This is a genomic window from Phenylobacterium sp. GW823-FHT02A09 (genome assembly GCF_058797775.1).
The window spans coordinates 1,016,355-1,031,436 of record NZ_JBXAJZ010000002.1; the positions used below are offsets into that span (position 1 = coordinate 1,016,355).

A 15,082-nucleotide genomic window follows, 5' to 3' on the forward strand; every position below is an offset into this window, starting at 1 on the left:
ATGTTTATCCCGCCAGCCCCGTCGCCAGAGTCTCCTTGAACGGCGTCGTCGGCCGCCCGATCAGGCCGCTCAGCACATGCCCGTCGTCGAACAGCGCGCCCTGAGCGGCCGAGGCGTCGCTCTGCGCCAGCATCTCGGCGATCGGCGCCGGCAGGCCCGCGCCCTTCAGCGCCGCCGCATAGTCGGCCTCCGGCAGGTCGGTGTAGCCCACCGGCTTGCCGGCGACCTGCGCCAGCGCCTGGGCGAACTGCGTCAGCGTGAACGCGGCGTCGCCGGCCAGTTCATAGGTCCTGGTCGCCGCTTCGCCGGTCAGCACCTTCACCGCCGCGGCGGCGTAGTCGGCGCGGCTGGCGCCCGAGATCTGGCCGTCGCCGGCGCTGCCCAGCAGCGTGCCGTGGGCCAGCGCCGCCGGCGCGGCCTGCACATAGTTCTCGGTGTACCAGCCGTTGCGCAGCAGGGCGTGGGCCAGGCCGCTGGCCTGCAGCGCCGCCTCGGTGGCCCGGTGCTCGACCGCCAGGCCCAGCGGGCTCGTATCGGCGCGCAGCAGGCTGGTGTAGGCGATGAACCCGACCCCGGCCGCCTTGGCCGCGTCGATCACCGCCTGGTGCTGCACCGCGCGCTTGCCGACCTCGCTCGACGAGATCAGCAGCAGCCGCTCCACCCCAGCCAGGGCGGGCGCGAGGGTCTGCGGCGCGTCATAGTCGAAGGCGCGGACCTGCACCCCGCGCGCGGCGACCTCGGCCAGCTTGGCCGGATCGCGGGCCAGGGCGACGATCTGGTCGGGCGCGACGGTCTCAAGCAAGGCGTCCAGGGCGAGCCGGCCGAGTTGGCCCGTGGCTCCGGTGATGGCGTACATGGCTGTCCCTCATTCTTTGGGATTGAAGTTGCAGCCGGGCATCTAGGTTCCTAACTTCTTTTTCGTAAGTACGCACACGGGAGTAAGTATGGACGCGCCCATTCGCCTGGCCGACCGCATGCAGCGCGGCGACGTCTTCGCGCCGCGCTGTCCCTCGCGCGCCATCCTCAAGCACGTCACCAGCACCTGGGGCGTGCTGGTGCTGATCGCCCTGCGCGGCGGGACGCTGCGGTTCAGCGAATTGCGCCGCAAGGTCGCCGGGGTCAGCGAACGCATGCTCGCCCAGACCCTGCAGCAGCTGGAGGGCGACGGCCTGCTGGTCCGGCGCAGCTACCCGGTCGTGCCGCCGCACGTGGAGTACAGCCTGACCGAGTTCGGCGCGGAGGCCGCCCAGCATGTCGAGGCGCTCGCCGACTGGATCGAGGAGCGCCTGCCTGAGCTGACCAAGGCGCCTTAGTCGGCGATCGTTCGGCGCTGCGGCCCGACCCTCAGCCCCTCGATGCGCGAGCCTTCGAGCTTCAGCACCGGCCGCAGGCGGTGGAACAGGCGCGCATAGTTGTAGAACGGCACGCTGGGCCACAGGTGGTGCATCAGGTGCAGGTTCTGCTGCAGCAGCAGGAAGGTCCCGCCCGGCCACAGGCTGATGCGCGTGTTCAGGTAGCGCTCGGTCTGGTCGAACGGGTGGTGCGGCAGCCACTGGAAGAAGATGTTCAGCGCCAGGATGCCGATCCGGGTCGGCAGGAACCACAGCATCAGCCACTCGGCGACGTGTCCGGTGGCGATCGCCGCGACCAGCAGCGCCAGGGTCAGCAGGCTCACCGCGCTGACCTGGGCGATCTCGCCAGGACTGAGGATCAGTCCGACCCGCTTGTAGCGCTCGGCGCTGATGAACCGCATGGCGCCCAGCGGGATCAACGACATCGGAACCATGATCGCCCATTTGCGCAGCAGCTGGACGAAGGTGCCCTTCACCGAGATGTCGGGGTCGCGCTCGGTGTTGGTGTGGGAGTGGTGCAGCACGTGGGTGCGCTGCAGCGCCGGCCAGCCCGAGCCCATGCCCAGCGAGCCGATCCAACCGACCACGGTGTTGATCCAGGCCAGGCGCTTGGGCGCGGCGACGACGTTGCCGTGGATGGACTCGTGGACCAGCGTGTAGTGCGCGTAGGAAATCACCGCCAGCACCGGGGTGCAGGCCCACAGCGGCCAGGCGCCGGTGAAACCCAGCGCGATGACGCCGATCAGCGCCGCGGGCAGGGCGAGAGCCAGGACCAGGGTCGGCCAGGCCACAGCGGGCGACAGCTCCTGTGCGATCCGCCGTTCGTCCGCGTGCGAAATCCCGATCGCCGCGCGCAGCGCCTTCGGGTCATGAGCGCCGTCAGCCATGGCCGTTCCTCCAATCCCACTGCCTGGGGTTTGGCGGTGACGATAGCGGCTTTGAAAATCAAAGCGACTCAAAAATGACGCGAGCGTCACGAATTTCGGCCATGGATTCCGCGTCGCTTTGAATTTCATGGTATCTGACGCGGGCCGCATCCTTCGCGGCGGCCGGGGAGGCGGCAGGCATGAGCGCATCGGAGTCCGACTACGGCGACGACACGCTGTGCCCGGTCGCGCACTCGACCGGCCTCGTGGGCGACCGCTGGTCGATCCTGATCGTGCGCGAACTGCTGATGGGGCAGAGCCGCTTTCAGGACCTCCAGGCCCAGACCGGGGCTTCCAGCCAGATGCTCGCCGCCCGGCTCAAGCGCCTCGAGGCCAACGGCGTGGTCGAACGCCAGGCCTATTCGCAGCGCCCGCCGCGCTACGAGTATCACCTGACGACCAAGGGCCGCGGCCTGATGCCGGTCATCCTGGCGCTGCGGACCTGGGGCGAGCAGTGGTGCAAGCCGGCCCCCGGCGGCCCGGCGACCCACATGTTCCACAAGACCTGCGGCGCGGAGCTGGAGCTCAACGGCCGCTGCCCGAGATGCGACGTCCTGGTCGACTGGCCGGAGATGCGCGGCCAGCCGAGCGAGGCCTGGGCCGAGGAGCGCGCCCGCCGTTCCGCCGAGTTCGCCGAACAGCGCCGGGGCGGGACCGACTCCTAGCTCCGGCGGATCTCGAAATAGGTCTTGGCGTCCCGCGTGAACCCGACGCCCTCGTAGAAGCGCAGGGTCGATTCCCGGCGTGACCCGGTCGCCAGCAGCACCTTGTAGCAGTCGGCCTTCCAGGCCTTGTCGAGCGCTGCTTCCAGCACCGCGCGGCCCAACCCGCTGCGCCGATGGCCCTCGTCGGTCACCACGTTCTCGATCACGCCGTAGGGACGGGCGCCGCGCGACAGATTGGGCACGATGGCGAGCGTGCACGACGACACCAGCCGCCCGCCGATCTCGGCGACGAAGGGCGTCGTCAGTCCCGAGCCGAGCACCGCGGCCCAGGTCGGCGCGGCCTCGGCGACGTCCAGCACCGGATCGCCGGGATTGAGCTGCCGGTAGAGCGCCAGCACGCCGGCCAGGTCGTCGGGCGTCGCCGGGCGGATCACAGGCTTGAGCATGGGCGGAAGGCTAATCCACGCCCTCGATCAAACGCAATCGCCCCGCTCCCGTCGAGGAGCAGGGCGAAAGCGTTGGCTGGCCCGCCGCGTCAGGGCGGCGTTGGCGCGTCAGCCGCCGCCGGTCGGCTTGTCCAGCTGCGCCATGGCCTTCTCGAGCGCGACGTGCATCGAGAGCGTGTCGGCCGCCTGGCGTGGCGGGTACTTCTTCAGGCTTTCCAGATGCTCGGCGATGAACGGCGAGCCGGCATGGGGCGCCCAGAGCTTCGAGGCGAAGAACTTGCGGCCGATGTAGCCCCACTCTTCGCTCTCCGGATCCATCTTCTCCATCGGGTCCATGCGCAGATGGAACAGGTAGGGAATGGACGGGTAGGCCTTCTCAGTGAACCAGCTGCCGTTCTTCTTGACCCCGATATGCATCTTCCAATTGTCGACGCGCACGGCCATCAGGTCGGTCTCGTCGTAGTAGAAGAGCGACCGGCGGGCCGACTTCTCGGTCTTGCCGCTCCACATCTCCAGCTGGTTGAAGCCGTCGAGATGGCAGGTGTACTTGACGCCGTTCATCGTGTGGCCGTTCAGGAGCTTTTCCTTCACGTCCTTGGCGCCGGCGGCCTCGGCCAGGGTCAGATACAGGTCCTCGTGGTTCTGGACGCCGTTGCAGCTGGTCCCGGCCGGGATCACGCCGGGCCACTTGATCAGGCAGGGCACGCGGACGCCGCCTTCCCAGGTGGTGCCCTTCTCGCCGCGGAACGGAGCGTAGCCGCCGTCCGGCCACAGCATCAGTTCGTTGCCGTTGTCGGTCGAGTAGATGACGATGGTGTCGTCCTCGACGCCCATCTCCTTCAACTTGGCCAACAGGGCGCCGACGTGCTCGTCGTGCTCCAGCATCTTGGCGCGGACCACGTCCTCCTCGGCCCGGCCCTCGTCTACCGCCTTCTGCAGATACTGCTTTTGCGGGTGGCTGAAGATGTGGATGGCGGTGGTGTTGAACCAGCAGAACCAGGGCTTGTCGCCCTTGCCCACGCGGTCCATCCAATCAAGCGTCTTGTCGAGCACCTCCTTGTCGAAGGTCTCCATCCGCTTGCGGGTGAGCAGGCCGGTGTTCTCGATCTTCTGCTTGCCGCGCAGTCCGAAGATGCCGTCGTCGGTCTTGTCGAACTCGTCCTGCGCCCAGGCGTGCAGCACGCCGCGCGGGCCGAACTGCTTCTGATACTCGGGGTTCTTCTGACCCGGATAGTCGAGTTCCTCGGGCTCTTCCTCGGCGTTGAGGTGGTACAGATTGCCGAACCACTCGTCGAAACCGTGGCTGGTCGGCAGGAACTCGTTGCGGTCGCCCAGGTGGTTCTTGCCGAACTGGGCGGTGGCGTAGCCCTGGTCCTTCAGCACCTCGGCCAGGGTCGGATCTTCCTTCTGGATGCCGCGGGCCGAGCCGGGAATGCCGATCGTGGTCATGCCGGTGCGGATCGGCAGCTGGCCTGTGATGAAGGCGGCGCGGCCGGCCGTGCAACTGGGCTGGCCGTAGTGGTCGGTGAACAGACAGCCGTCCTTGGCGATGCTGTCGATGTTGGGGGTTCGCCCCATCATGCCGTGGGTGTAGGCCCCGACATTCCACATGCCGATGTCGTCGCCCCAGATGACCAGGATGTTTGGTTTGCCCTTAGGCATGGCTGCGCTCCGTTACGCGTAAGGATGTGCAGCAGTCTGGGCGCCCTCTCCACCGAACGGCTATCGGGCGAATCCCTCTTCGCTCTGCGCCCGATTGCCCGGCGCCCTCGCCGGTTCTCTGCACCTAATCGGACTCACGCCTGCAGGTGGGCCTTGGCGGAGGCGCTGAGCAGGGACGCGGCGATCTACCAGTGGCCGACCGCGCTCGCCCTGGTGTCCAGCGCTGCGCCTGACCAGGCGGCGCGACGACGCCTTAGGCGTGCGGATGCGCCTTGGCGTAGGCGCTGAGCAGGGATGCGGCATCGACCTCGGTATAGCGCTGGGTGGTCGACAGCGAGGCGTGGCCCAGCAGTTCCTGGATCGAGCGCAGGTCGGCGCCGGCGCCCAGCAGATGGGTGGCGAACGAGTGGCGCAGGGCGTGCGGCGTGGCGCTGTCGGGCAGGCCAAGGCGGCCGCGCAGGCCCTGCACCGTCGCCTGCACGTGGCGCGGGCTCAATGGGCCGCCGCGCTTGGCGCGGAACAGCGGCTCGTCCGGATCGAGCACGAACGGCAGGTCGGCGACATAGGCGGCGATGGCGGCCTGCACGGCCGGCAGCACCGGGACCATCCGGGTCTTGCCGCCCTTGCCGAGGATGCGCAGCGTCTCCGGGACCGGCGCGTCCGAGCGCTTCAGCGACAGCGCCTCGGAGATTCGCAGGCCGCAGCCATAGAGCAGGGTGAGCACCGCCTGGTCGCGGCTGACCTCCCAGTCGTCGCGGTCGGGATCGAAGGCCGGCTCGGCGATCAGCCCGGCGGCCTGGTCTTCGCTGACCGGCCGCGGCGCCGAGGGGACGACGCGCGGGCCGCGCACCAGGGCGATGGCGGCGTTGGGGGTGTCCAGCCGGCGGTCGAGGAACTTGTGGAAGGTGCGGATCGCCGACAGCGCCTGCGACAGCGAGCGCGCCGACAGCGGGTGGTCGCCTTGGCGCAGGTGCGCCAGCCAGGCCCGGATCTCGCTGGGGGCCAGGGTCCCCATATCGGCAAGGCTTAGCGCTTCGCCGCGATGGCGTTCGAGAAAGCTGATGTAGCGGCCGCCGGCGAAGGCGTAGGCCTCGACCGTGCGCGGCGAGGCGCGGCGTTCCTTGGCCAGATGCTCCAGCCATTGGGCGAGCGCCTGGCGGGCGGAGGTCACAGGACCGGCCACCGCTCCGCGGTCCGCTCGACCACGCGGGCGAGGAAGGCGACCAGTTCGGCGCCCATGTCTTCGGTGAAGCCGTGCTCGTCGGCCGAGCCGAAGGCCAGCAGGCCCTCGCGGGACGGCTCCCAGATCGCCATGCGGACCATGGCCATCGAGCGCACCTGCGGCGCGCGCTCGCCGAACAGGCCGAGCGCCACGGGTTCGAAGCCCATTAGCGCCACGCGGTCGTGGCCGATGATCATGTCGATCTGTCCGTCGACCAGCATCCGCCAGCCGGCCGGGGTGCGCTCGGGGCCTTCCAGGGCGACGACGCCGGCGATCAGGCCAAAGCGCAGTTGCGCCAGTTCGTCGACCCGGCGTGCCAAGTCGGCGTGGTTGCGCGATTCCAGCATGTCGACGACCGCGCCGTGGGTCTGGGCCTGGGCGGCGAAGTTGGCGCGGGCGGTGGCTTCCAGATGCTTGCGCGCGCTCGATTCGCGTTTGTGCGCCTCGTGGACCCGGGCCAGCGCCGCCGGCCCGAAGTCGATCACATTGCCGGCGTCGGCGCGCAGGCCGAGCTCGGCCAGCAGCGCCGTGTCGCCGCGCAGGAAGTCGGGATTGTCGGCCAGGAAGGCGCGAACCTCGCGGGGCTCGAGACCATGTTCCTTAGCCTTCGCCCCGCTTTCCATATGCCGCCCCCAGCTTTCTACAGGATCGACTGGCCCGTCTTGGCCCAATCGCTGAGGAATTGTTCAAGACCCTTTTCGGTTAACGGGTGCTTGAAGAGGTCGGCGAAGGTGGTGGGCGGAATGGTCGCGCAGTCGGCGCCGGCCAGGGCCGCGGCGGTCACGTGCGCCGGGGTGCGGATCGAGGCGGCCAGGATCTCGGTGTCGAAATCGTAGTTGTCGTAGATCGCCCGGATTTCCTGGATCAGGCCCATGCCTTCGGCGCCGTAGTCGTCCAGGCGGCCGATGAACGGCGAGATGTAGCTGGCCCCGGCCTTGGCCGCGAGCAGCGCCTGGGCGGCGCTGAAGCACAGGGTGACGTTGGTGTGGATGCCCTGCACCGCGAACTCCGACGTCGCGATCAGGCCGTTGCGGGTCAGCGGCAGCTTGACCACCACGTTCGGGGCGATCGCGGCCAGCTTGACGCCCTCGGCCAGCATGCCCTCGACCTCGGTCGCGGCGACTTCGGCGCTGACCGGACCCTCGACGAGCTCGCAAATCTCGGCGATCACCTCCAGCATGGGGCGGCCGGACTTGGCGATCAGCGTCGGGTTGGTGGTCACCCCGTCCACCAGGCCGGTGGCGGTGAGCTCCTTGAGCAGGCCGATGTCGGTGGTGTCGAGGAAGAGTTGCATGGGTGACCTTCTGGCGCGGAATATCGCGGGCTCTTTACCGTTTGCAGGCGCCCTCGGCCAGCCTATCTGGACGGGGCCATGAGCCGCATCGCCTCCGTTCTTCTGCCCATGCCCCTGCCCGAGGCGTTCGACTACGCCGAGCCGGAGGGGATGGACCTCGTCGTCGGCGACCAGGTCGCCGCGCCGCTGGGGCCGCGGCTGCTGCGCGGCGTCGTCGTCGCCCTGCGCGAGGGGGCGGGCGGCAACCGGCCGCTGAAAGCTCTCGACAGCAAGCTGGACTCCCCGCCGCTGCCGCCCGGCGCGATCGAGTTCGTGCAGTGGGCGGCGCGCTACTCGGTCGACGCCCCCGGCCAGCCGCTGGCCATCGCCATCCGCGGGGCCCGCGCGCCCAAGGCCAAGCCGGAGAAGGTGCTGGAGGCGACGGGCGTCCTGCCGGCCCGCGCGACGCCGGCCCGGCTCAAGGTGCTGGAGGCCGCTGCGGCCGGTTCGCTGGCGCCCGCCGATCTGGCCCGCGCCGCCGGGGTCTCGGCGGGCGTCGTCAAAGGTCTGGTCGACGAGGGCGCTCTTGCCCTGCGGCTGATCGAGGCCGACGCGGCGTTTCCCGAACCCGACCTCGCCCGCGCCGGTCATCCGCTGAACCCCAGCCAGGCCGCCGCGGCTCAGGCGCTGGTCGACATGGTCGGCGAGGGCGGCTTCAACGTCGCGCTGCTCGACGGCGTCACCGGCTCGGGCAAGACCGAGGTCTATCTGGAGGCGGTCGCCGCCGCCCTGGCCCGCGACCCGTCCGCCCAGGTGCTGGTCATGCTGCCCGAGATCGCCCTGACCCAGGCGGTGATCGCCAGGTTCGTGGAACGCTTCGGCGTGATACCTGCCGAATGGCACTCCGACGTCGCCCCGCCGATGCGCCGCAAGACCTGGGACGCCGTCGCCACCGGTCAGGCCCGCATCGTCATCGGCGCCCGCTCGGCGCTGTTCCTGCCGTTCACGCAGCTGTCGCTGATCATCGTCGATGAAGAGCACGACGGCTCCTACAAGCAGGACGAGGGCTTCATCTACCAGGCCCGCGACCTCTCGGTGATGCGCGGCAAGATCGAGGGCGCGGGCGTGATCCTGGCCTCGGCGACGCCCTCGCTCGAGACCCTGCGCAACGCCGAGACCGGCCGTTACCGTTGGCTGAAGCTGACCAGCCGCCACGGGACCGCGCAGCTGCCCGACATCACCCTGATCGACCTGAAGGCGACGCCGCCGCCGCCCGGCCGCTGGCTCTCGCCGCCGCTGGTCGACGCCATGGGCCAGACCCTGGCCGCCGGCGAGCAGACCCTGCTGTTTCTCAATCGGCGCGGCTACGCCCCGCTGGTGCTCTGCAAGGCCTGCGGCGAGAAGCTGACCTCGCCCGACACCGATTCCTGGCTGGTCGAGCACCGCTATAGCGGCCGCCTGGTCTGCCACCTGACCGGCTTCTCGATGCCCAAGCCCGACAAGTGTCCGCACTGCGGGGCCAAGGACAGCCTGACCTCGATCGGTCCGGGCGTGGAGCGGGTGGAGGAGGAGGCCCGCCACCTGTTCCCGAACGCCCGCATCGCCGTCTTCTCGTCCGACACGGTCTGGGACGCCAAGGAGGCGCGCCGGCTGGTCGACTCCATGGCCGACGGCGAGATCGATATCCTGGTGGCGACCCAGGCCGCCGCCAAGGGCCACAACTTCCCGAAGCTGACCCTGGTCGGCGTGGTCGACGCCGACCTTGGCTTGCGCGGCGGCGACCTGCGCGCGGCCGAGCGCACCTACCAGCTGCTGGCCCAGGCCACCGGCCGCGCCGGCCGCCGCGACCGTCCCGGCCGCGCGCTGCTGCAGACCTACGCCCCCGAGCACTCGGTGATGCAGGCGCTGAAGGCCCAGGACCGCGACGCCTTCGTCGAGGCCGAGATGGCCGAGCGCGAGATCATGAAGTTGCCGCCGTTCGGCCGGCTGGGGGCGATCGTGGTCTCCGGACCCGACGCCGCGGCGCTGGAGGCCTTCGCCCGCGAGATGGCCAAGGTCGCGCCCAACGCCGAGGGGGTCGAGGTCTACGGCCCCGCCGACGCTCCGCTCGCCCTGGTGCGCGGCCGGCGGCGCAAGCGCTTCCTGGTCCGCGCCGACCGCAACGTCGACCTCTCGGCCTACCTCGCCACCTGGCGCGCCCGCGTGCGGCCGCCCGGCGCGATCCGGGTGGCCATCGACGTCGATCCGTACAGTTTTCTGTAGAGCAGAGTTCCTCCCCTCCTGGGGAGGTGGCTCGCCGCGACAGCGGCGAGACGGAGGGGGACTGCTCTCGATGAGCTCCAAAGTCCCCCTCAGTCAGCTTCGCTGACAGCTCCCCCAGCGGGGGAGCATCGTCAGTCCCGCCTTAGTGCTTGGTCGCGTCCTGACCCAGCGCTTCGCGCTTCTTGGCGGCGTTGCGGCTCCACATGTTGAGCCCCTCGACCATCGCCGAGAACGCCATCGCCGCGTAGATGTAGCCCTTCGGCACGTGCACCCCGAAGCCGTCGGCGATCAGCACGGTGCCGATCATCAGCAGGAAGCCCAGGGCCAGCATCACGACGGTCGGGTTGTTGTTGATGAAGTTGGCCAGCGGGTCGGCGGCCAGCAGCATCACGGTCACCGCCACGATCACCGCGATGACCATGACCGGCAGGTGCTCGGTCATGCCGACGGCGGTCAGGATCGAGTCGATCGAGAACACCAGGTCGAGCAGGATGATCTGGAAGATGGCGGCGCCGAAGTTCTTGGCGACCTCCTTCTTGGCGTCGAACACGTCGTTGTTCGGGGTCGGGTCGACGGTGTGGTGGATCTCGGTCGTCGCCTTCCAGACCAGGAACAGGCCGCCGGCGATCAGGATCAGGTCACGCCACGAGAACGCCAGCTCCCAGGCCGGCTTGCCGTGCTCGTCCAGCGCCCCGTGCCAGGGCAGTTCGAACACCGGCGCGGTCAGGCCGACGATGAAGGCCAGGGTCGAGAGCAGCACCAGGCGCATGATCAGCGCCAGGCTGATGCCGATGCGGCGGGCCTTGGTGCGGTGTTCCGGCGGCAGCTTGTTCGAAAGGATCGAAATGAAGATGAGGTTGTCGATCCCTAGGACGACCTCCATGACGATGAGCGTGATCAGCGCCGCCCACACGGCCGGATCAGCAGCTAGGGTCATAAGGGTGTCCATCGAGGTCCTCTCAGTTTTGTGGAAATTCTATCGAGCCAACCGCGTCAGATAAGGTGGAGTTTCACCGCCGCAAGCGGGCGAGGGTCTCAACAAAGCTCGATTTCAGCCGCGCCAGCGCCTCAGGTCCCTCGGCGTGGCCGGCCCAGACCACCCCGTAGTTCAGCGCCCCGTTGATCATCACGGCCAGGGATTCGGGATCGCCCTGCAGGCCGCCTTCGTCGACCGCGGCCCGCACGCCTTCGACCAGCAGGCCGAAGCCGTGCCGGCGGTCCATCTCGTTCCAGGCCTCCCAGCCCAGCACGCTGGGTGCGTCGAGGATCAGGATCCGGCGCACCTGCGGGGCGGCCATGAAGTCGAGAAAGGCCAGGCACCCGGCCACCAGCCCGTCGAAGGCCGAGCCCTGCGCGTCGGCGTCGGTCTCGATCGCCTGCTCGGCCTCGCCGTGCAGCGCCTCGCACACCGCTGCGAACAGCGCCTGCTTGTCGGCGAAGTGGTGATAGAGCGCCCCGCGGGTCACCCCGGCCGCGGCCAGGATCGCCTCGGTGCTGGTCGCGCCGTAGCCCTGGGCGGCGAACAGGTCGCGCGCCGCGTTCACCAGCCGCGTCCGTGTCGCCGCCGCCCGCTCCGCCTTAACGCCCATTGCCGATTCCCATTTGACATACAGACAGTCTGTATCTTAACTCGACGCCGAAACCGATCAAGGGACAGACGCCATGAAGTTCGTCGACCGCTACCCGATCATCGTCACGCCCAAGCTCGCCGACTGCCGCGACTTCTGGACCGCCCACCTGGGGTTCGAGGTTGTCTTCGAGGCCGACTGGTTCATCCTGCTGGCCGCCGACGGGGCGACCCTGGCCTTCATGCACCCGAACCACCCCTCCAACCCGCCGGGCCCGCAGGCGTTCTCCGGCCACGGCATGTGTTTCGAGCTGCAGGTCGAGGACGCCACCCTGGCCTACGAGGAGTTCCGCGGCCGCGGGCTGCGCGTCGACTACGCCCTGGCCCAGGAGCCGTTCGGCCAGCTGCGCTTCGGCTTCTTCGATCCCTCCGGCCTCTGGGTCGACGTTGTCGAGCAGATCGAACCGGCCGAGGGCTTCTGGGACCGCTACATGACCGCGGCGGCGTAGGCGCGGCCGACGCCATCGTGTCATTCCGGTTTCGGCCGCAGGCCGAAGACCGGGACCCATTCGCGCTGGAGCTTCAGAACTGAACTCCGCGCCGTAGTCCGCGCCATCTGGTGTTCATGGGTCCCGGTCTTGCTGCGCAAACCGGGATGACAGTTTTGGCGAAGATGAAGTTCTTCGTCCGCCCAGAAGGGGAGCAACGGAACGCCCCGTAACCGAATGGTCAGGCTTGCCGGCCTAGTCTTCGCGCTGGGGTTCGCTCGGTGCGCGAATTGCACTCGCCCCAGAAGCGCGCCGAGAACGGCGCCGGAACGGGACGAAGCCGCCTATGAACGACGCCTCGAACATCCGCCAGCTCACCTCCTTGCGGTTCTTCGCCGCCTTCTGGGTGGTGCTGTTCCACTACTGGCCGAAGCTCGACTTCGACGCGGCGATCCCGCTGTTCGTGCAGAAGGGCTATCTCGGCGTCGAGCTGTTCTTCGTCCTGTCCGGCTTCATCCTCTGCCACGTCTACCGGACCAGCCTGGAGGAGGGGCGCTTCCGCTACGGCTCGTTCCTCTGGAACCGGCTGGCGCGGGTCTACCCGCTGCACCTGGCCACCCTGCTCGGCATGATCGTGCTGGCGCTCGGCGCCCAGGCGGCCGGCTTCGGCATCGACTCGAACATCCTCTCCTGGGAATCGCTGCCGGCGAACCTGCTGCTGGTCCAGGCCTGGGGGCTGGCCCCGCAGGCGGCGTTCAACCATCCCTCCTGGTCGATCTCGGCCGAATGGTTCGCCTATCTGACCTTCCCGCTGTTCGCCTGGGGCGCTCTGGCGCTCAAGGACCGGCCGGTCGTCGCGCTCGGCCTGGCGGTCGCTTTCCTGGCAGGACTCTATGCGGTCTTCCAGCATCTGGCCGGCTTCCCGCTCACCCAGGCGACCATCCAGTGGGGCGCGCTACGCATCGTTCCGTGCTTCGCCTACGGCTGCGCCCTGCACGCCCTCTGGCGCGCGCGGCCCTCGCAGAATCGTCGCAGCGCCCTCAACGGAGCGCTCGTTTCGACCCTCGCGGTGCTTATTATGGCGGCGATCGCCGCTCCTGATGCCGTAATTGTGACCGGCCTTGGCGCCGTGATCTTCTTCCTCGCGCGCATGGCGCAAAGCGGCACTGAAACATTTGGTAACGCGCAGCTCGTTTATCTGGGCGAGATCAGCTACTCCGTCTACATGGTCTGTGTTCCGTGGAAGATAGTATTCGTGAACGCGGCCTCGAAAGTATTTGAGCTCAACGACGAGCGCCTGCCTCTTTGGCTGTGGTTAGTTTTCCTGGGCGGAGTCGTTCCACTGGCCGCGGCGTCGTATCATCTTATCGAAAAGCCGGCTCGGGCCCGCATGAAGCTGTGGGCGGATGCGTGGGAGGCTCGGCGACCTTCTACCGCAGGCGCGTAAAGACTCTTTTCATCGCGGCGTGAGATGGTTACCCCTTACGCTGTTCGCGTGGGGGAGTACCCGTAACATGCTTAAACGCCCGAGGGCCGTGATCGGCTCCCTGGCCGCCGCGGCGGTTATGTTTTTCGCCCCCATCTCGGGTGCGATGGCCGACACCTATTGGCAGTGCGTCCCGTTCGCGCGGCTGATTTCGGGCGTGCAGATCTATGGCGACGCCTGGACCTGGTGGCGTCAGGCGGTCGGCAAGTACGAAACCGGCTTCAGCCCCAAGGCTGGCGCGGTCCTCTGCTTCAAGCCCACCGGCAAGATGCGTCTCGGCCACGTCGCCGTGGTCAGCCAGGTGCTGACCGACCGCGTCATCCAGATCACCCACGCCAACTGGTCGCGCATCGGCGGCACCCGTGGACAGATCGAAAAGGACGTCACCGTCATCGACGTCTCGCCGGCCGGCGACTGGTCGCAGGTCAAGGTCTGGTACGATCCCGTGCGTGATCTTGGCTCGTCGACCTATCCGACCCACGGCTTCATCTACCAGGACGCCAACGCCCTGCGCATGGCCAGCAACAAGCTCAACGGCGCGCAGAACACCGCGCTCGCCGTCGCCCAGGGCGCGGCCAACCAAGTCGCCTCGGTCGTCCGCCCCGGCGCCGGCCCGCTGCAGATGCTGAGCCAGGCCGCCGACTCCACCGACCGGATCGCCGCCCTCATCCAGGCCGCGACCCAGATGTCCCCGCCGGCCGAGTCCAACTGACCGGCCGGGCGTTGACGCCCACCCTCCGACGTTTCAGATGGGGCTCCTTCCCGCGCGGAGAGCTCCATGCTGAACCTGCTTCGCCGCTCCGGCCGCGGACTGACGCCTGAGACCATCGGCGAAGGCTGGCGGCCCGGCGAAGACATCATCTGGATCGACCTGGTCTCGCCGTCCGCCGAGGAGGAGCGCGCCGTCGAGCAGGCCTACGGCATCGACCTTCCGACCCGCGAGGAGACCGCTCACGTCGAGCCGTCCTCGCGCCTCTACCAGGAAGACGGCGCGACCTTTCTGACCGCCACCCTGCTGGCGCGCGCCGACGAACCGCATCCGGTCGCCACGCCGGTGACCTTCGTGTTGCTGGCCGATGTGCTGATCACCATCCGCTACGAGCCGCTGAAAGCGTTCTCGATCTTCTCCCAGCGCTGCGCCAAGCTCCCGATCGGCGACGGCGGCGAGGCGGCGCTGGAGCTGCTGGACGCCATCGCCGAGCGCTGCGCCGAGGTCCTCGAGCAGCAGTCGTCGCTGGTTCACGAAACCTCGGTGGCGATCTTCAATCGCCCGCCCAGCACCGCCTTCGGGCCGTTGCTCACCGACCTCTCGCGGGCTCAGTCCATTACCTCGATGGCGCGCAAGAGCCTGGTCTCGCTGAGCCGCCTGGCCAGCTTCGCGGCCTTGGCCCCGGAGTTCCAGAAGCCCGAGGGGCGCCGCAGCCACCTGACGTCGATCCAGCACGACATTCAGGCCCTGACCGAGCACTCCAGCTTCACCTCCGGCCATATCTCGTTCCTGCTCGACGCGGCCCTGGGCCTGATCAACATCGAGCAAAACAGCATCATCAAGTTCTTCTCCGTGGTCGCAGTCGTCTTCCTGCCGCCCACGCTCGTCGCGTCTATATATGGGATGAACTTCGACGTGATGCCGGAATTGCACTGGATATTTGGGTATCCATTGGCTCTTCTGCTTATGGTTATCACGGGAGTTACCCCGTTTATCTGGTTCAAGAAGAAAGGTTGGCTGTAGA

General features: G+C 68.5%; 16 protein-coding genes. 7 read left to right on the forward strand and 9 right to left on the reverse strand.

The annotated features are described in order from the left end of the window. Positions 1-4 precede the first annotated feature (4 nt). A complete protein-coding gene (locus AC1Q87_RS12250) occupies positions 5-856 on the reverse strand; it encodes an SDR family oxidoreductase (protein ID WP_492609197.1) in 852 nt (283 codons plus the stop codon). A gap of 88 nt (positions 857-944) precedes the next feature. On the opposite strand from AC1Q87_RS12250, the gene AC1Q87_RS12255 reads away from it, so the two are divergent. Next, on the forward strand, positions 945-1,313 hold the full coding sequence (locus tag AC1Q87_RS12255; RefSeq protein ID WP_492609198.1) for a winged helix-turn-helix transcriptional regulator: 369 nt from the start codon (positions 945-947) through the stop codon (positions 1,311-1,313). Here the strand turns inward: AC1Q87_RS12255 and AC1Q87_RS12260 are convergent. After that, on the reverse strand, positions 1,310-2,239 hold the full coding sequence (locus AC1Q87_RS12260) for a fatty acid desaturase (RefSeq protein ID WP_492609199.1): 930 nt from the start codon (positions 2,237-2,239) through the stop codon (positions 1,310-1,312). The two genes, AC1Q87_RS12255 and AC1Q87_RS12260, sit on opposite strands and share 4 nt — an antisense overlap. 179 nt (positions 2,240-2,418) lie before the next feature. Here AC1Q87_RS12260 and AC1Q87_RS12265 point away from each other — a divergent pair, with 179 nt between their 5' ends. Further along, positions 2,419-2,943 (forward strand): winged helix-turn-helix transcriptional regulator, encoded by a 525-nt coding sequence (locus AC1Q87_RS12265; protein ID WP_492609200.1) that lies wholly within the window; start codon positions 2,419-2,421, stop codon positions 2,941-2,943. Here the strand turns inward: AC1Q87_RS12265 and AC1Q87_RS12270 are convergent. From AC1Q87_RS12270 to fsa, 5 genes are all read right to left on the reverse strand, one after another. Then, the gene (locus AC1Q87_RS12270) at positions 2,940-3,389 is read right to left on the reverse strand and encodes a GNAT family N-acetyltransferase (protein ID WP_492609201.1); all 450 of its coding nucleotides are present in this window, start codon (positions 3,387-3,389) and stop codon (positions 2,940-2,942) included. The genes AC1Q87_RS12265 and AC1Q87_RS12270 overlap by 4 nt on opposite strands. Positions 3,390-3,497: 108 nt before the next feature. After that, on the reverse strand, positions 3,498-5,051 hold the full coding sequence (locus AC1Q87_RS12275; RefSeq protein ID WP_492609202.1) for an arylsulfatase: 1,554 nt from the start codon (positions 5,049-5,051) through the stop codon (positions 3,498-3,500). A 253-nt stretch (positions 5,052-5,304) separates the two neighbouring features. Beyond that, entirely contained in the window at positions 5,305-6,234 is a 930-nt protein-coding gene (locus AC1Q87_RS12280) for a tyrosine recombinase XerC (RefSeq protein ID WP_492609203.1), read from the reverse strand. Continuing rightward, positions 6,219-6,896, reverse strand: a complete 678-nt coding sequence (locus AC1Q87_RS12285; RefSeq protein WP_492609204.1) for a DUF484 family protein — start codon at positions 6,894-6,896, stop codon at positions 6,219-6,221. Before AC1Q87_RS12285 ends, AC1Q87_RS12280 begins: the two co-directional genes overlap by 16 nt. Positions 6,897-6,913: 17 nt before the next feature. Next, the gene (gene fsa / locus AC1Q87_RS12290) at positions 6,914-7,567 is read right to left on the reverse strand and encodes a fructose-6-phosphate aldolase (RefSeq protein WP_492609205.1); all 654 of its coding nucleotides are present in this window, start codon (positions 7,565-7,567) and stop codon (positions 6,914-6,916) included. 78 nt (positions 7,568-7,645) lie between these two features. On the opposite strand from fsa, the gene AC1Q87_RS12295 reads away from it, so the two are divergent. Further along, positions 7,646-9,808, forward strand: a complete 2,163-nt coding sequence (locus AC1Q87_RS12295; protein WP_492609206.1) for a primosomal protein N' — start codon at positions 7,646-7,648, stop codon at positions 9,806-9,808. 142 nt (positions 9,809-9,950) lie between these two features. Here the strand turns inward: AC1Q87_RS12295 and AC1Q87_RS12300 are convergent, their stop codons facing one another. After that, positions 9,951-10,757, reverse strand: a complete 807-nt coding sequence (locus tag AC1Q87_RS12300; RefSeq protein ID WP_492609207.1) for a TerC family protein — start codon at positions 10,755-10,757, stop codon at positions 9,951-9,953. Between the two features lie 61 nt (positions 10,758-10,818). Next, positions 10,819-11,397: a TetR/AcrR family transcriptional regulator gene (locus AC1Q87_RS12305; RefSeq protein ID WP_492609208.1), complete on the reverse strand. Its 579-nt coding sequence runs from the start codon at positions 11,395-11,397 to the stop codon at positions 10,819-10,821. Positions 11,398-11,470: 73 nt separating this feature from the next. Between AC1Q87_RS12305 and AC1Q87_RS12310 the strand changes: the two genes are divergently transcribed. The 4 genes from AC1Q87_RS12310 to AC1Q87_RS12325 all read left to right on the forward strand — a co-directional run bounded on the left by AC1Q87_RS12310 (position 11,471) and on the right by AC1Q87_RS12325 (position 15,081). Beyond that, positions 11,471-11,884, forward strand: a complete 414-nt coding sequence (locus tag AC1Q87_RS12310) for a VOC family protein (protein WP_492609209.1) — start codon at positions 11,471-11,473, stop codon at positions 11,882-11,884. A gap of 325 nt (positions 11,885-12,209) precedes the next feature. Beyond that, positions 12,210-13,310 (forward strand): acyltransferase family protein, encoded by a 1,101-nt coding sequence (locus AC1Q87_RS12315; RefSeq protein WP_492609210.1) that lies wholly within the window; start codon positions 12,210-12,212, stop codon positions 13,308-13,310. 67 nt (positions 13,311-13,377) lie between these two features. Continuing rightward, positions 13,378-14,061 (forward strand): CHAP domain-containing protein, encoded by a 684-nt coding sequence (locus tag AC1Q87_RS12320; protein WP_492609211.1) that lies wholly within the window; start codon positions 13,378-13,380, stop codon positions 14,059-14,061. A 66-nt stretch (positions 14,062-14,127) separates the two neighbouring features. Next, complete coding sequence (locus AC1Q87_RS12325) at positions 14,128-15,081, forward strand: magnesium transporter CorA family protein (protein WP_492609212.1); 954 nt, start codon at positions 14,128-14,130, stop codon at positions 15,079-15,081. Position 15,082: the final 1 nt, after the last annotated feature.

Excerpts from the sequence above, each read along its gene's own strand:
- AC1Q87_RS12260 (WP_492609199.1), bottom strand. The coding sequence starts at position 2,239 with ATGGCTGACGGCGCTCATGACCCGAAGGCGCTGCGCGCGGCGATCGGG.
- AC1Q87_RS12310 (WP_492609209.1), top strand. The coding sequence starts at position 11,471 with ATGAAGTTCGTCGACCGCTACCCGATCATCGTCACGCCCAAGCTCGCC.
- AC1Q87_RS12265 (WP_492609200.1), top strand. The coding sequence starts at position 2,419 with ATGAGCGCATCGGAGTCCGACTACGGCGACGACACGCTGTGCCCGGTC.
- AC1Q87_RS12285 (WP_492609204.1), bottom strand. The coding sequence starts at position 6,896 with ATGGAAAGCGGGGCGAAGGCTAAGGAACATGGTCTCGAGCCCCGCGAG.
- AC1Q87_RS12295 (WP_492609206.1), top strand. The coding sequence starts at position 7,646 with ATGAGCCGCATCGCCTCCGTTCTTCTGCCCATGCCCCTGCCCGAGGCG.
- AC1Q87_RS12305 (WP_492609208.1), bottom strand. The coding sequence starts at position 11,397 with ATGGGCGTTAAGGCGGAGCGGGCGGCGGCGACACGGACGCGGCTGGTG.
- AC1Q87_RS12270 (WP_492609201.1), bottom strand. The coding sequence starts at position 3,389 with ATGCTCAAGCCTGTGATCCGCCCGGCGACGCCCGACGACCTGGCCGGC.
- AC1Q87_RS12250 (WP_492609197.1), bottom strand. The coding sequence starts at position 856 with ATGTACGCCATCACCGGAGCCACGGGCCAACTCGGCCGGCTCGCCCTG.
- fsa (WP_492609205.1), bottom strand. The coding sequence starts at position 7,567 with ATGCAACTCTTCCTCGACACCACCGACATCGGCCTGCTCAAGGAGCTC.
- AC1Q87_RS12325 (WP_492609212.1), top strand. The coding sequence starts at position 14,128 with ATGCTGAACCTGCTTCGCCGCTCCGGCCGCGGACTGACGCCTGAGACC.
- AC1Q87_RS12320 (WP_492609211.1), top strand. The coding sequence starts at position 13,378 with ATGCTTAAACGCCCGAGGGCCGTGATCGGCTCCCTGGCCGCCGCGGCG.
- AC1Q87_RS12300 (WP_492609207.1), bottom strand. The coding sequence starts at position 10,757 with ATGGACACCCTTATGACCCTAGCTGCTGATCCGGCCGTGTGGGCGGCG.
- AC1Q87_RS12315 (WP_492609210.1), top strand. The coding sequence starts at position 12,210 with ATGAACGACGCCTCGAACATCCGCCAGCTCACCTCCTTGCGGTTCTTC.
- AC1Q87_RS12275 (WP_492609202.1), bottom strand. The coding sequence starts at position 5,051 with ATGCCTAAGGGCAAACCAAACATCCTGGTCATCTGGGGCGACGACATC.
- AC1Q87_RS12255 (WP_492609198.1), top strand. The coding sequence starts at position 945 with ATGGACGCGCCCATTCGCCTGGCCGACCGCATGCAGCGCGGCGACGTC.